The organism is Corynebacterium sp. HMSC070H05, assembly GCF_001837615.1.
GTDB lineage: Bacteria > Actinomycetota > Actinomycetes > Mycobacteriales > Mycobacteriaceae > Corynebacterium > Corynebacterium coyleae.
On sequence record NZ_KV833280.1, the window covers coordinates 1 to 15,579 of the forward strand.

Annotated in this window: 15 protein-coding genes and 1 pseudogene; 2 read left to right on the plus strand and 14 right to left on the minus strand. The window is 60.1% G+C overall.

All coding sequences use genetic code 11. The features are described from left to right. Nucleotides 1-128: 128 nt before the first annotated feature. From HMPREF2617_RS01410 to HMPREF2617_RS01455, 10 genes are all read right to left on the minus strand, one after another. Nucleotides 129-1,301: an FUSC family protein gene (locus HMPREF2617_RS01410; protein ID WP_070484514.1), complete on the minus strand. Its 1,173-nt coding sequence runs from the start codon at nt 1,299-1,301 to the stop codon at nt 129-131. An 81-nt stretch (nt 1,302-1,382) separates the two neighbouring features. Next, complete coding sequence (gene fbaA / locus HMPREF2617_RS01415; RefSeq protein WP_070450105.1) at nt 1,383-2,417, minus strand: class II fructose-bisphosphate aldolase; 1,035 nt, start codon at nt 2,415-2,417, stop codon at nt 1,383-1,385. Between the two features lie 57 nt (nt 2,418-2,474). Continuing rightward, entirely contained in the window at nt 2,475-3,536 is a 1,062-nt protein-coding gene (locus HMPREF2617_RS01420) for a hypothetical protein (RefSeq protein WP_141762976.1), read from the minus strand. A 146-nt stretch (nt 3,537-3,682) separates the two neighbouring features. Next, on the minus strand, nt 3,683-4,192 hold the full coding sequence (locus HMPREF2617_RS01425) for a cysteine hydrolase family protein (protein ID WP_070839261.1): 510 nt from the start codon (nt 4,190-4,192) through the stop codon (nt 3,683-3,685). A 42-nt stretch (nt 4,193-4,234) separates the two neighbouring features. Further along, complete coding sequence (locus HMPREF2617_RS01430; protein ID WP_070615435.1) at nt 4,235-5,449, minus strand: glycoside hydrolase family 76 protein; 1,215 nt, start codon at nt 5,447-5,449, stop codon at nt 4,235-4,237. 81 nt (nt 5,450-5,530) lie between these two features. Further along, nucleotides 5,531-6,148, minus strand: a complete 618-nt coding sequence (locus HMPREF2617_RS01435) for a TrmH family RNA methyltransferase (protein ID WP_070839273.1) — start codon at nt 6,146-6,148, stop codon at nt 5,531-5,533. Nucleotides 6,149-6,179: 31 nt separating this feature from the next. Continuing rightward, entirely contained in the window at nt 6,180-6,710 is a 531-nt protein-coding gene (pyrE, locus tag HMPREF2617_RS01440) for an orotate phosphoribosyltransferase (protein ID WP_070423263.1), read from the minus strand. Further along, nucleotides 6,707-7,549, minus strand: a complete 843-nt coding sequence (locus tag HMPREF2617_RS01445; RefSeq protein WP_070450131.1) for a type III secretion system chaperone family protein — start codon at nt 7,547-7,549, stop codon at nt 6,707-6,709. Before HMPREF2617_RS01445 ends, pyrE begins: the two co-directional genes overlap by 4 nt. Before the next feature lie 36 nt (nt 7,550-7,585). Further along, entirely contained in the window at nt 7,586-8,431 is an 846-nt protein-coding gene (locus HMPREF2617_RS01450; RefSeq protein ID WP_070450114.1) for a sulfurtransferase, read from the minus strand. Nucleotides 8,432-8,507: 76 nt separating this feature from the next. Continuing rightward, nucleotides 8,508-8,921, minus strand: coding sequence for a DUF4265 domain-containing protein (locus HMPREF2617_RS01455; RefSeq protein ID WP_070450118.1), 414 nt, complete (start codon nt 8,919-8,921; stop codon nt 8,508-8,510). Nucleotides 8,922-8,941: 20 nt separating this feature from the next. Between HMPREF2617_RS01455 and HMPREF2617_RS01460 the strand changes: the two genes are divergently transcribed. Next, nucleotides 8,942-10,339, plus strand: a complete 1,398-nt coding sequence (locus tag HMPREF2617_RS01460; RefSeq protein ID WP_141762977.1) for a hypothetical protein — start codon at nt 8,942-8,944, stop codon at nt 10,337-10,339. 252 nt (nt 10,340-10,591) lie between these two features. On the opposite strand, the gene adhP is transcribed toward HMPREF2617_RS01460, so the two are convergent. Together adhP and clpB are read right to left on the minus strand one after the other, a co-directional pair. Further along, complete coding sequence (gene adhP / locus HMPREF2617_RS01465; RefSeq protein ID WP_070839268.1) at nt 10,592-11,623, minus strand: alcohol dehydrogenase AdhP; 1,032 nt, start codon at nt 11,621-11,623, stop codon at nt 10,592-10,594. Between the two features lie 179 nt (nt 11,624-11,802). Beyond that, a complete protein-coding gene (gene clpB, locus HMPREF2617_RS01470) occupies nt 11,803-14,361 on the minus strand; it encodes an ATP-dependent chaperone ClpB (protein WP_070839270.1) in 2,559 nt (852 codons plus the stop codon). A gap of 396 nt (nt 14,362-14,757) precedes the next feature. On the opposite strand from clpB, the gene HMPREF2617_RS01475 reads away from it, so the two are divergent. Further along, the gene (locus HMPREF2617_RS01475) at nt 14,758-14,988 is read left to right on the plus strand and encodes a DUF2283 domain-containing protein (RefSeq protein ID WP_070450128.1); all 231 of its coding nucleotides are present in this window, start codon (nt 14,758-14,760) and stop codon (nt 14,986-14,988) included. Nucleotides 14,989-15,032: 44 nt separating this feature from the next. Here the strand turns inward: HMPREF2617_RS01475 and HMPREF2617_RS11555 are convergent. After that, a pseudogene (locus tag HMPREF2617_RS11555) lies at nt 15,033-15,176 on the minus strand (IS3 family transposase); the annotation flags it as partial. A 278-nt stretch (nt 15,177-15,454) separates the two neighbouring features. Then, nucleotides 15,455-15,579: hypothetical protein (locus HMPREF2617_RS12425; RefSeq protein ID WP_371441283.1), on the minus strand; the 125-nt coding region annotated here is incomplete at its 5' end.

The window sequence follows — 15,579 nt, forward strand, 5'->3', positions numbered from 1 at the left end:
AAAATGTTCATGGACATAACACGTCTAGTTGTGCCGCGAGGGAGCTAGACGATCAGGGAGCAGGGCGGGCAACAGGGCGGCGCGGCGGAAGGGCGGCTCACCGGCGCCGGCAACAGGGCGGCGTGAAACTAGTCGAAGTCGAAGGTTTCGGGCTCGTACTTCGGCGTCGTGGAAGTAGGCACCAGGGCGGCGAGGGCGGACTCGCGGGACATGCCGCACACCATCAGCAGGTCCACGATCAGGGAGCGGGTCTGCGCGAGGATGGCGTAGGCGGACAGGACGGCATCCTTGGGGACGATATCCATGCCGGCGGCCTGGCCCGCAGCACGCAACTCGTTGACGCACTCCGGGATGACGGTGGCTTGGGCGACGCGGGAGTTCACGTCGTAGACCTCGGAAAGTTCGAGGCAGACGCGGGACAAGGTGTCCAAGAGCTCGATTTGTTGGTCGGTGATGGTGTCGCTGTCCTCGACAAGAACGTGAGCCCGGCGCGCGAGCACACGGGAGGTACGCACCGCGTTATCCACCGGCGGGATCACGCGTGCCAGGGAGTTGATGTAGCGGCGAGTGCCCCACAAAAACGGGGAGACACGGCTGGCTTCTTCGCCGGACTTGATCGCGGCGGCTAAGTCATCGATACCCGTTTGGGTGCCACGGATTTGCTCGAGGGCCTCGTCGATGATGTTGGGGTTGCGTTCGCGGAGGCCGGTGGCCACGTCGTCGAGAACCGAAGAGACGATGCCCATCACTTTGGACACTTCCGCGCGGGCCTCCGACATCGGAGCCTGAGGCACCAGGGCGATGACTGCCATTGCAATCAGGCAGCCGATGATGGCGTCGATAGTGCGGTCCACGCCGGTGAACTCGCTACCAGGCGGCATGATTGTCGCGATCAGGATCGAACCGATCGCGGCCTGGTTATTCACCAGAACTGACTTGCTCAAAAACGACGCGATCAACAACGACCCAGCGACAATCACCGCGATCTGCCAGCCGCCGGCGCCGAGCCGGTAGAAAATCAGGTCGCCCACCAGCACGCCGAGCACGCAGCCCATGGCCATCTCCACCGACTTCGACACACGGTCGCCGCCCGTCATGCCAATGATGATCACCGTGGCAATCGGGGCGAAAAACGGCCGGGCGTGACCCATCACGTCGTGCGCAATGTAGTACGCGAACCCGGCGGCCAAGGCGATCTGCAAAATTGGCAACAACCGCTTCCGCACACGCTTCACCCGCGACTGCAGCGACTTATCAACCAACTGCAGACGCGCGCGCGTGCCCATCCTCTGCTTAGCCATGGTTAAACAGCTTAGGCCCGAAAGGGAAACCCTCCCTGGGCTGTGGGGCCCGGGGAGGTGGTGTCGTCGATAAGCAGTGGCTTACTTAGAAACCGACTTGCCCACCGAGTGGAGGTCCTGGCACGCCTCGATGACGCGCGCAGCCATAGCGTTCTCGGCCTTCTTCAGGTAGGAACGCGGGTCGTACATCTTCTTGTTGCCCACCTCGCCATCAATCTTGAGCACACCGTCGTAGTTCTCAAACATGTGCGACACAACCGGGCGGGTGAACGCGTACTGAGTATCCGTGTCCACGTTCATCTTGATCACGCCGTAACGCAAGGACTCCTCGATCTTCTCCTTCTCGGAGCCGGAGCCGCCGTGGAAGACGAAGTCGAACGGGTTCGTGCCCTCAGCCAGGCCGAGCTTCTTCTCCGCAACCTTCTGGCCCATATCCAGGACCTCGGGGCGCAACTTCACGTTGCCCGGCTTGTACACGCCGTGGACATTGCCGAAGGTCGCCGCCAGCAGGTAGCGGCCATTCTCGCCGGTACCCAGGGCATCAACGGTCTTGGCGAAGTCCTCCTCCGAGGTGTACAGGTTCGCGCCGGCCTTCGCCTCAACGCCGTCCTCTTCACCACCGACAACACCAATCTCCACCTCGAGAATGATGTTCGCAGCGCGAGCCTTAGCCAGGAGTTCCTGGGCGATCTCCAGGTTCTCGTCGATAGGAACCGCGGAACCATCCCACATGTGGGACTGGAACAACGGCAGCTCGCCGGCGTTCACGCGCTCCTGGGAGTAAGCGATGAGCGGACGCACGTAGTCGTCGAGCACTTCCTTCTGGCAGTGGTCGGTGTGCAGTGCAATGTTGACGTCGTAATGCTTCGCCACCTCATGCGCAAACGCAGCCAACGCCTTCGCGCCCGTCACCTTGTTCTTCACAGCCTGACCAGACGCAAACTCCGCACCACCGATGGAGAACTGAATGATGCCGTCCGACTCCGCCTCCGCGAACCCCTTGATGGCCGCGTTGATCGTCTCCGAAGACGTGCAGTTAATCGCCGGAAACGCGTAGCCGCCCTTCTTGGCGGAATCCAGCATCTGGTTATAGACCTCGGGGGTTGCGATAGGCATGAAAATCCTCCTGGGATTGGGACCGTTTACGCACACCAGTATGCCCGTTTTAGGAAACTACCGCTGACGGAAAACCACAATGCCCCCAACAGTGGCCAAGAGGAGCCACGCAGCGAAAGAAAACGGGTGGGTAGCAAACGTGTTTGGGCGGAGTGGAAGCTCGACAAGAAGCTCGGCTAGACCCGCTACACCGAAAACCCACGCTGCGAATTCAATGAGTCTTCGGCCTTTTAGGTTCGAGCGTTCGTCGTAATACGCCATCGTTGCAACAGCAGATTCGAGGTTTGTCTCGGCTCGAGCTATTTCGGCGTCGAGATCACTCGAACGATTGATTTCGTCCAACAAGCTTGAGTGGAGTGCAGGTGAATGAGCCCCTAAGCGTTCACGGTGCCGTGCGACAACCAATACAAAGTCAGACTGGAGGAATCGCATTTTGGAGGATCCCTTCGAATCGAGTCCTGCGAGGTCAACCTGTGCTGCCATCTTCGCGGTCTTGTGTGCAGCGAGCCAGGTCGACTGAACTCTGAATTCACTAAGTGAGACGAGTTCCTCTAATCCTGAACAACTTGCCCCGATAACGCTGGCCGACCAGCTGCTCCAGAAACGGTGCCCTTGACTATCAATGATCGGGCACGGAAGATTTGGGATTGTTCCATTGATTCGGTCTACCAAGTGGTTGGTCGACGGAAGGTTGGCTTGATCCAGTCCTAGGGAACAACCAACATCTCTTGGATGCAGAAGCGCGTGGACCAAGCGATCGTCGACGGGCTCAGATACCGCGTAGACCGAGAATGAATATTCGTGCACCGCGTCGTTTGCAGAACCTCGGAAGAGTTCCCGCCGGTAACGCTCCTGAATCTTCCTAATATACCGAATCAATTCTTCGACTTCACGCACTGTCTTATCTGGTGAATCGCTGAGTGATTGTTGGAACAGAACACGATCCCGAAGCGCGTTTGCCACGGATGCAACTGGCTCTTCCCCGATATCAGCGCGGTAGTCGAATTGGTATCGGGCCACTCCGTACCCGGACTGGGAAAGATAAAGCAAGGTATCGCCCTTTGAGACGATTGCATACGTGCGTGGTAGCAACAATGCGTGATCGCGCGTACCAAACACTTCCGTGCATTGCTCCCACCCGAGAGCTCGGAATTCGCCTTCGATACGAGCTATGACGCGCGCATCTGTGATCGGCCCACCGACATCTGTCGGTGCAAACTCGTATCTTGTAAACCCCCACTGCATTTCGCCCCCCGAAATTGTTCTTACGCTGCGGTGTGTCCGCGCGTGTGTTTATAACCGATTGTCCGCCCCATCAGACGTGCCGCGGCAGCGTCTGCTTCGGGGCCACCGTTTGTGGCGCAACCCGCTAGGTCCACATCAACATTGACGCCATGGTCAAAGAGGTACGCAGCGTTTTGCAAAACGCACACGTCAGTATCAATGCCGACAAGGGTAGCCCCCGAAATCCCGTGAGACTTCAGTGCAGAAAGCAAAGCCTCGCCGCAACCGTAGGTGTCCTTGTCGATGATGATGTCCGCGCGCTCTTCCACGAGCCGATCGAGCTGCACTTCCTCAGGCGAGGACAACCGATCCCAGTTAATGCGGGTACGGAACGCCGACCCATCAGGGTTGAAAAACCTGGTAGCGATAACCAGGTCAAACTCATCAGAAGCGAGGAGCTCGTGCACGCGCGGTAGGCAACGCGACGTGTAGTCGGTCAGGAATCCTGCCTGCACATCAACGACGATCAACGCCCGCTTGTTCTTCTGCATGCGTCCCGAGCACCTCCCTTTGCCACAACGGTGCCCACGATATTACGCCATTGCTGCAGACACCTTCGCCGCTGCTTCAAGCAGCATCCAGCCGGAGAGTTGGACGGAGAGGTCGCGTTCGTCGATACGCACGAGCCCCACGGCCTCGCTAATCGACGCCGGCCCCAACCCATAGTTATGCGGCAGCCGCGCATCCTCGGTCCACTCCGCGGCAAAAACCGGCAGGCCGTCGACCTCCAGGCGGTGCGACCACAGCGACTCGGCGGACTGCATGACCAGGCGCGCCGCGATCTTCTTCGTGGCGATGTTCTCCTTCGAATCCTCCGGCAGACGCGTGGCCACGTCGGCGAGGTAGCGCGCGAGGATGCCCTTGAACAGGCCGCCGTCGCCCTCGCCGGACTCCTCCGGCGGGCTCAGCAGCACGCCGTGCGGGGTGGCCATCTCCAGGGCGATGGCCTGCACGATCGCGCGGATGTGGGTGATGTAGAACATGGAAGCATCGGCGCGCTCCGAGTTTTCGAACGAGTCGATGGGTTCGTCGTGGGCCAGGCCGACATCCTCACGCAGCGCGAGCGCGATCTCCAGGCTCGCGCCGAGCACCGTGCCCTGATTGTAGGTGTAAATCTTATCGACGACCTCAGGCCCCGACATGCGCATCCGAACACCGTCGCTGAGCAGACCGTCCTCGCGCACCAGGTTGTCAAAGATCCAGTCGACGATCTCGCGCGCCTTATCCAACCGGCCGGTGCGCGCGAACACCATCGCGGCGGTCGCGTTCGACGGGATGTTGTAGAACGTCTCCCCCGTACGCCACGGCAGCACGCCCACCACCGGGTCGATGCCCGAGAGCAGGTCAAACTCCAGATCCTCGAGCACCTTCGAGCGTTTCGACGACACCTTGCCGTTATTCTTCGGCAACTGCCCCGCACGCGCCCAGGCAAGCGCGAGCCACGCCTTGTCGTCGTAGTAAATGTTGCGGGTCAAGCGGCCGCGGCTACGCCCCTGGATCGTGCGCATCGTCTGGAGGATCCGGCGCCGACGCGTCTTCGTCGGACGTCGCATCGCCGCATCCACCTGACAATCTAGGTACTGCGCCTGCCACCAGTAGTGCCAGTGCCAAAACAGCTTGTCTTTCAGCCCCGGCGGCCAGGCGACGACGGCCATGTTGGTCTTCGGCAACATCCAGAGCTTCTGGGCGTGACGTTCAGTAATTGCCGATTCCGCCAAATCAGCACGATGCGCCCAGGTTTCAGGCACTGATGTCTCCTCTAAGTAGTGACGTTTCCACGTATGTTGCCAGTTATTTTGCCTGTTATATTGCCAGACCGCGCCGTTTTGCTACCACGCGTGAGACAGGTCTGCATGCTGGCGGATCCAGGCATGCATGGCGATCCCCGCCGCCACGCCCGCGTTAATCGAGCGCGTCGAGCCGAATTGGGCGATTGAGCAGGTCATCACCGCCGCCTCCTGGGCGGCCTCGGTCACGCCGGGGCCTTCCTGCCCGAAGAGGAGCACGCACTCGCGGGGCAGCTCGGCTGTTTCCAGGGGTACGCATCCGGGGGTGTTATCGATGGCCACGACAGCGATGCCCTCGCCGTTCGCCCACTCGATGAGATCCGCGACCGTTTCGTGGTGACGAATATGTTGGTAGCGGTCCGTCACCATCGCGCCGCGCCGGTTCCAACGCTTCCGGCCCACGATGTGGACCTCCTTGGCCAGAAACGCGTTCGCGGTGCGCACGACCGTGCCGATGTTCATGTCGTTTTCAAAGTTCTCAATAGCGACATGGAACGGGTGCCGGCGCGTATCCAGATCCTCCACCACGGCGTCCAGCGACCAGTAGCGGTAGGCGTCGACAACGTTTCGGGTGTCGCCGTGTTCGAGGTACTCCGGGTCGTAGCGCGGATCATCCGGCCACTCGCCCTCCCAGGGGCCCACACCGTGGCGGCCCTCCATCCACTCGGTCGGGCCCTTCCCGTTATCTAACTCAGGCAAGCCCGAGATCCTCCAGGCCCAGCAGGTAGCGGTACTCCAGGCCGGCGTCCGCAATCACCTTGTCCGCACCCGTCGCACGATCCACCACCGTGGCCACCGCAACCACCTCGGCGCCCTCCGCACGGCAGGCCTCCACGGCGGTCAGCGGGGAGTTGCCGGTCGTGGTGGTGTCCTCCACAACCAGCACGCGCTTGCCCTTGATGGACGGGCCCTCGATGCGGCGCTGCATACCGTGCTTCTTCGCTTCCTTGCGCACCACAAACGCGTCGATCGGGCGCCCCTCCGCATGCATCACGGCAGTAGCCACTGGGTCCGCGCCCAGGGTCAGGCCGCCAACAGCGTCGAAGTCCAGATCAGCGGTCAGTTCACGCAGCAGTTTGCCGATCAGCGGGCTGGCCTCGTGGTGCAGCGTCGCGCGACGCAGATCCACGTAGTAATCAGCCTCCTTGCCCGACGACAGCGTTACCTTCCCGTGCACCACGGCAAGCTCTTTGACCAGTTCAGCAAGTTGTTCTTTCATCATTTCTCCTCAGAATCAAAAATCGACGACGGTCCCTGCACACGCTTTACCCGTGTCAGGTCGGTGCCGGTGCGCTCGTCGCCAGCAATCGCGGCAACATCGTCGCCACCAAGATCGCGCTCCTCGACCTCACCGCGCTCCCCACCCGTGACCCGCGTGGGCAGCTCCACCGGATCTTCCGGCCGCTCAGGGCCCGCTTGCTTTTCGACGACCCCCTGCACCTTCTCCTCCCCCACCCACAACGGAGCATCCTCGACCGGCGGGAGTGTGCGCGCAGCATCCGCCAGCAGCGCCACCGCGGCCAACGACGCATCCCAATCCTGCGCCGTTGACCCCGGCGCGAACTGGGCAATCACCCACGCCCCCTCGAACCACACCGCGTTGACTGCGGGCGGGAGGGTGGATAGGGCGGTGCGCACGCGGTCGTCGATAAGCCTGCGCGCAGGGCCAACACTCGTGGCATGGACCGTGAACGCACCCTCGCGGGTGGCCTCCACCAGGTCATCGTCGCGCTGTGTCGGCTCGAACCCGTCGCGGCGCATATCCACCACAACATCCGCCTCGCGGCCGGTGGGTACCGCAAGCACCGTCGTCTCCCCCAAATCCGCCAAATGCAGATCATGGCCGAACGCGGAGCCCGACACGACCTCGCGCGCCGTCGCCCCCGCAGACGCCGCACCACGACGCCACTCCGCCGCCAACAGATCGTCTACCTTGGCAAACGTAAATCCGTGCTGCCGCGCCCACGCACGCCGTGGGCTTCGTTCACGCGCATCAGCGACAAACAGCGCAACACCAGCGGCGAGCGCCACAAACGCGAGAACTAACAGCACAGCAATCATCAGCGACGATGTTACAGCGCCCGCCGACACGACACGCTAAACACGCGTAACCACGCGGTTCTCCTTATTCGCACTCCACTGCGACCAACCGCCCACATAGTGCGTCAACACCGGCAGGCCAGCGTGCTCCATCGCCGCCAACAACTTCGCCGAGTGGTTGCCCGAACCCGAATACGTAATCACGCTCTGCGGGTCCGTGTTCTGGGTGATACCGACCTCCGCCAGGCGGCCGCGGATGGTGTTGGTGTCCTTGATCAGGTGCGTGGTGTCGTCGAAAAGATCTGTCACCGGCAGATTCACCGCACCCGGAATGTGACCCGCGCGCAGGTCCAGGATCTCGCGGCGGCCTGCGAAACGGCGCGCGCTCCTCGCGTCCAGGATCATGCCCTCAAACTCGCGGACATCCTCCATCGACGCCGTCGGCATACTGCCCGGCTCCAGGCGCTCCGGCTCGCGCGGCACCACAATGCCACCCGGACCCGCCACCGTGGGGAGCTTCTCGCGCTTCCACGCTGCAAACCCACCATCCACGATGTGCACATCAGTCACGCCCACCCAACGCAGAATCCACCACGTGCGCGCCGCGAACAGCCCGTTGCCACCGTCGTAGATGTACACCGGGCGATCCTCCTCGATCCCCCAATTCGCAACCGCCTTCTTCACCACACCAAACGCCGGCAACGGGTTACGCCCCGCCTTGCGACCCGGCAGCCCCGCCAACTGCGACGACGGATCACAAAACAACGCCGTCGGCACATGCTCGGACTGAAACTTCGACCACGCCTTACCAGCCTCCGGCTCCCAGAGCGAAGCAATAACGGTCTGCTTCAGGCCAGCCTGAATACGCTCATTGAGATCCGCGGCAGAAACGAAAACGCTCATGCGCGCAAGTGTAACGAGGTTTCGGGGTCGGGGCGCGGTGTAAGGCGGTTGGTGGCGCCGGTCGGTGGTAGCGCGGCTAAGCCATGTAGCCCGGAGCAAGCTGAATCGCACCCTGCTCCGCCAAACCGCCAAGCCACTCCGCGATCCCCTCGCGCGGACAATCCGCACCAATGCTCGCCGCCAACATGCCGCCAGGGCCCAACTCCACGCGACAACCAAACGCCAGCAGCGTCGCCGCAATCTCCTGCGGGCTCTCATCCTCCGGCAACACACGCACCGTCGACGCGCCCCCACGCACCACCACACGATCCACGTGGAACGCGCCCCCGACCAGCACGCACTCCACAATGTCCCCCAATGCGAGCGTCGTATCGACGAACGGCACACTCGCCACCACAAACAAATTCGACCCAATCTGCTGAGCCCGAAGCTGCTCACTCTCCACACCAGGAATGACAACACGGGTGAGAATCGTCGTAGTCGGCTGCATAAGGGGCAGTGTATCTCGGAGTGGCCGGATTGTTGGAAGGGTTGGTGGAAGGGTTGTTGGTTTGTGGGCTTTCGGTGGCTGTGCGCCGTCGCCCCCTTCGACGAAGTCACAGTGCTAAACGAAACGAGGGCCTTGCAAGCAACAAATGCTTCAACAAGACCCTCACCGCCGAAGACAAGGTCTATCAAGACGGTCTGTCGGCTAGTGTACAGAAAAACACTAAATACGGAATCCAAACGGGGGTTGGAATGAAAAGAAAAATCGAATGGGTTTCCCAAAAACGGCTTCAACCGTATCTTGAACAAACCGCTAACAAAGAAGAATCCGCTTGGGCTCTGTACGAGTGGAACGCAGCCGTGTCAGCAGCACTGTCCGAAGTAATTCACCACGTGGAAGTACTCCTAAGGAACTCCATGATGCAAAAGCTGGAGACCATCCACCCTCTTGCTTTCCCATGGAACGTTCACACCGACAACACAGTAGGCAAAGTTGCAGCGCGGTTGACTAACAAAACTCACCAAACCGCACCAGATGAAAACGACATAATCTCGCAGTTAAATCTCGGTTTCTGGGTCCAGCTCATTCATTCAAAAGATTTTCAAGTGGCTGAGCTTTGGAACACTCACCTGAACTCCGTGTTTCCAGGCAAGAGCGATAGGAAAGTAGTTGGGCGTGCACTCGAGGACCTTCGAGAGCTGCGCAATAGAGTCTCCCACCAGGACTCACTGCTCCACGTCGACCCCATCGTTGAACTCCGAAAGATCCTCAGACTCGCAAAATGGATTGATCCAGACGCGGCAACTTGGATCGAATCAATCTCAAAGGTTGATGAGGTCTTGCAAGACCGCCCTGGAAACGTTTACGAACCTGACACCGTTCTCTTCGCTTCTACGAGAAACACCACAGTTCAGCGTAGTGCGAATAAATCATTCCGATACCCACTGTTCGACACTTATCACCATCAATCGGCAATAATTCTTGAGGACTCAGTTCGAGTGAGCCGAGAGGTCAAACACCTAGGTTTCTACCTGCCGAAAGACGATCCTAAGAACAACCCTCAACCATCATCTTTTCTTCCTGATACCCCTGAAGCACACATCGCAAAAGTATTTCCCCTTATTCAAGAACGATTCGTCCCCCAAGACTGGTCTCACAACGAAGTCAAGCGGCTAAAGAATGGGGACCAGCGCGATCAAAGGATTGCAGCAGTCATGGGGTTCGGCCTAAGCAAGGGGTACCGCGCCGACCGGAGCTACATCATCTACCTGTTATCGGGACCTACAGACCCAGATACTGCTAGAACCTCAGCAGTGATCATCCACGATCAATCCGGTAAGGGTTCTGCTTTTGTGAAACTCAACCGGTATCTGAGACTCGACTCCCTCAAAGGAGCGCACCAAACCTCAGATCTCATTTAACTCACACAACGTGGAATCTTCGTTCCTCGCTCACTGCCTAACCGGCCTCCCTCACGTTTCTCCTGCAACGACGGTGAAGCCGAAGAACACCGAGAATAGGAAGCTAATCTTTACTCGACGATGTGTCTAGAACAGAGCGGGCATGTCAAGGTGCGGACCCGAACACGACAAAGCCCGGAGCCAGCCGGAAAAACCGTACTGACTGCGGGCTTTGGGCTGCAGGCTGCAGGCTAAACCACAGACGCCAAACGCCTAGTACTTGATGGACATACGGCCAGCGATCTTGCCGTTGCGCATGTCCTCAAACACCTTGTTCACGTCGTCGAGCTCGCACGCCGTGACATGCGGCTTCACCTCGCCGCGGGCGTAGAAGTCGAGCGCCTCCGCCATGTCCTGACGGGTGCCGACCAGCGAGCCGCGGATGGTGATGCCGCGCAGCACGATGTCGAAGATCGGTGCCGGGAACTCCCCCGGAGGCAGGCCGTTGAAGACGATCGTGCCGTTGGAGCGGCACATCGCGATGGCCTGGCCGAATGCAGCCGGGTGCACCGCCGTGACCAGCACGCCGTGCGCGCCGCCGTCGGTGAACTCCTGCACGGCCTCACCCGGGTCGGTGTTAGCAGCGTTAACGGTGAACTCGGCGCCGAGTTCCTTGGCGAGTTCGAGCTTGTCGTCGGCAATGTCCACCGCAATCACGCGCATGCCCATAGCCACGCCGTACTGCACCGCGAGGTGGCCGAGGCCACCGATGCCGGAGATGACCATGAACTGGCCCGGCTTGGTCTGTGCTTCCTTCAGGCCCTTGTACACGGTGACGCCAGCGCAGAGGATCGGTGCGACCTCGACCGGGTCGGCGCCTTCCGGGATGCGCGGGGCGTAGCGCGTATCCACGAGCATGTACTCGCCGAAGGAACCATTCACCGTGTAGCCGCCGTATTCTGCCTGCTTGCAGTACGTCTCACGGCCGGTGCGGCAGAACTCGCACTCACCACATGCGGACCAGAGCCAAGCGTTGCCGACCATGTCGCCAACCTTGACCGAATGCTCACCCGGACCCAACTCGATGACCTCACCGACGCCCTCGTGACCAGGCACGAACGGCGGAGCCGGCTTCACCGGCCAGTCACCTTCCACTGCGTGGAGGTCGGTGTGGCAGATGCCGCTGGCGGAGAGCTTCACCAGTGCCTGGAACGGGCCCGGCTTGGGAAGGTCGATTTCCTTGACCTTGACGGTTGGACCGAATTGTTCGGCAACTGCTGCGCGCATAGAAGTTGGGGTGGACATGTGGTGCTCCTTTCCTAAAGGGGACGGTCGCCATGAATGATACGGATCACACCGGAGTACGTCGAGTGAAGTGAAACATGTTTTCATTAAGCGACAAATGTCCAGAAAAAGGAGCGTGCAGAAGAAAAGGCCGGGCGGATTTTCTCCACCCGACCTGGGCTTACAGCGACAGCGCCGAACTAGGCGGCGGTGGCGCCAGCGGTGACGTCGAGGAACTCGCCGCCGTCGGCGACATCGACGTGGACGGTGTCGCCGTCACGGATCTCACCGGCCAGCAGCTTCTTCGCCAGACGGTCACCGATCGCCTGCTGGATCAGGCGACGCAGCGGACGAGCGCCGTAGGCCGGGTCGTAGCCGCGATCTGCGAGCCAGGACTTCGCCGAATCCGACACCTCCAGCACCAGGCGACGGGCGGCGAGACGCTCGGCCAGGCCCTCCAGCTGAATGTCGACGATGCCGACCAACTGGTCCTTGCTCAGCGGATCGAACACCACAACATCGTCGAGACGGTTGATGAACTCCGGCTTGAAGTGGCGCTTCACAGCCTCCATGATCTGGTCGCGGTCACCACCAGCGCCCAGGTTGGAGGTCAGGATCACCACCGTGTTGCGGAAGTCGACGGTGCGACCCTGACCGTCGGTGAGGCGCCCCTCATCCAGCACTTGGAGAAGCACGTCGAAGACGTCGGGATGGGCCTTCTCTACCTCGTCGAAAAGCACGAGCGAGTACGGGCGACGACGAACAGCCTCAGTGAGCTGGCCGCCAGCGTCGTAGCCGACGTATCCCGGAGGGGCACCGACCAGACGCGCAACCGAGTGCTTCTCGCCATATTCGGACATGTCGATGCGGATCATTGCGGTCTCGTCGTCGAAAAGGAACTCCGAAAGCGACTTGGCCAACTCCGTCTTACCCACACCCGTCGGGCCGAGGAAGAGGAACGAGCCGATCGGACGGTTCGGATCCGCCACGCCCGCACGGGAGCGACGCACCGCGTCCGACACCGCGACGACGGCTTCCTTCTGGCCGACGACACGCTCACCCAGCACAGATTCCATGTTGAGCAGCTTCTCGGTCTCGCCCTGCATCATCTTGCCGGCCGGAATGCCCGTCCAGGAAGAGACGACATCGGCGATGATGTCCGGCGTGACTTCCTCCTCCAGCATCGTCTTGTTACTGGCCTCAGACTCCGCCTTGGCTACCTCCGCCTCCAGTTCGGGGATGCGGCCGTAGCGCAGCTCGGAGACCTTGGCATAGTCGCCGTCACGCTCCGCGATCTCGGACTCGTTGCGCAGGCGCTCGAGCTCCTCCTTCGCGGACTGGACCTTGTTCACCTCAGCCTTCTCGTTTTCCCAACGCGCCTTCATCTCACCGAGGCGTTCGCGCTGATCAGCAAGTTCCTCGCGCAGGTGCTCGAGGCGCTGCTTCGACGCCGCGTCAGACTCCTTCTGCAGCGCGATCTCCTCGATTTCTAGACGACGAACAATACGCTCCAGCTCATCAATCTCCTGCGGGGAAGAATCGATTTGCATGCGCAAGCGGGAGCCGGCTTCGTCGACAAGATCGATTGCCTTATCCGGCAGGAACCGGTTCGTGATGTAGCGGTTGGAAAGCTCCGCCGCCGACACCAGCGCCGAGTCCTGGATGCGCACGCCGTGGTGCACCTCGTAGCGCTCCTTCAGGCCACGAAGGATGCCGATGGTGTCCTCGACCGTCGGCTCCCCAACGTAAACCTGCTGGAAGCGACGCTCCAGGGCAGCATCCTTCTCGATGTACTGACGGTACTCGTCGAGCGTCGTCGCACCGACCAGACGCAGCTCACCGCGAGCCAGCAACGGCTTAATCATGTTGCCGGCATCCATCGCGGAATCACCGGTGGCACCGGCGCCGACGATGGTGTGCAGCTCGTCGATAAACGTAATGATCTGGCCGTTCGACTCCTTAATCTCATCGAGCACAGCCTTCAGACGCTCCTCGAACTCACCGCGGTACTTCGCACCCGCAACCATCGAGCCAAGATCCAACGAAATCAGGGTCTTGCCCTTCAGGCTCTCCGGGACGTCGCCCGCCACAATGCGGCGCGCAAGCCCCTCAACGATCGCAGTCTTACCGACGCCCGGCTCACCGATCAGCACCGGATTATTCTTCGTACGACGGGAAAGCACCTGAACCACACGGCGGATCTCCGAATCGCGGCCGATCACCGGGTCAATCTTGCCCTCACGCGCACGAGCAGTCAGGTCCGTCGAGTACTTCTGCAGCGCCTGGAACTGATCCTCCGGATTCTCCGAGGTGACCTTCTTGCCACCACGAACCGACGGGAACGCCTCCTTGAGCGCCTCAAACGTTGCGCCACGCTTCTGCAGCAACTCAGCCGCATCGTCCTTACCCTTCGCAACCGCGGCGAGGAGAACATCGGCGGAAACGTACTCGTCGCCAAGTTCACCTGCAAGATCCTGCGCAACACTCAGCGCCGTCTGCAGATCCCTATTAATCCCCGGGTTGGCCATGCCCTGGCCCTCCGCGCTCGGGTAACCACTAATCAGCTCGCCAGCCTCGCGCGCCACCGTCTCCGGATCCACACCCGTGGCCTTGAGCACCGGGGCAGCAATGCCGCCGTCCTGCTTCAGCAACGCCTCAAGCACATGAGCCGGGCGCATATCCGGGTTCCCCGCAGCCGACGCACGCATCTGCGCCTGCTGCAAAGCCTCCTGCGTTTTCTGTGTGTACTTCGATGCCATATCGCATCATCCTTTCGTGCCTAAATTTTGTTTCGCACTATGTGTAACGCACGAGAAGTTGAGTCTGTTCCTGTCAACACGAAAAAAGTTGCGCGGGGATAGCTCAAGGTGGGGTTGGTGGGGTGTTTGACGGGGTGTTCCCGGGGTGCTTCCGGGGTGTTTTTGCTGGTCGTCTAGTTGCGCGGCAGTGCGAGCTAGACGATCAGCTTTCGGCAGGGAGGCCAGCTCCCCTGAAAGGCCGAAGTACACAGTTTCCCGACCGGCAAATAAATACTGTGCAAGCCAACATGCACAAGTAGCATTACGGCCATTACGCCACCCTGAGACCGGCAACGAGATCCGAATCATTGTCAACAAGTCGAACGGAAACGTGATTACTGTTACGAAAGTCAAGAAATGAATTTTGATTATGACCCAGAAGCTGACGCAGCCTATCTAGCCATAGCAAGGTCAGACATCCTTCCGGAAAAACAGATATCAGCAATAACTACAGAAGGAATGGAAGGGGAGATAGAGATAGACATTGACAAAAATGGCAAAGTTATTGGTATCGAGTTTGTCAATGCTTCCTCGATCCTCCCCCTAGATTTCCTTAAAAATCAAACTGGATCTAATAGCCCGAACTAAAGGGGCGTGTCACGGGTGAACTAGCCCCCGAAAGTTGGACTGGTTTAATTCTCGGTGGTTAGGGCTTCAAGGGTCTGATTCCGACACTGCATTGGGGTTAGTCCCTTGAGTCGTTGTTGGATGCGTTCGGTGTTGTACCACCCGATGCACTCATCGATCGCCTGGTTGAACTCAGCGCCGTCTGCAGATCCCTGTTAATGCCCGGGTTCGCTATGCCCTAGACGATCAGAGGCAGGGAGGCCAGCTCCCCTGAAAGGCTGAAGGGCTTTGGAGAAACGTTTTTCAACGTTTTTACCTCATGGTTTTTGCCCAACCCTGCTCCCCGATAGGCAAATAGGTGTTGTGCAAGACAACATGTGCAATTAGCATTATGACTACAGCGCCAACCCGAGAAGGATAAAGCTGGGTTCCCGAATGGGAGTAGGGCTTCGGCCTGAGAATTCCTTTGCTCCGAGGGTTGGCGTTTTTATTTTCCTGCTTTTCTCTTAAGTGCGTCGAGGCACCCTTCTGGGTCCTTCTGCAGATAACCAACTATAAACTCGACGGCCTGCTGGGAATATGTTGCCGTTTCCGTGTAGTTGGTAGGGGCAA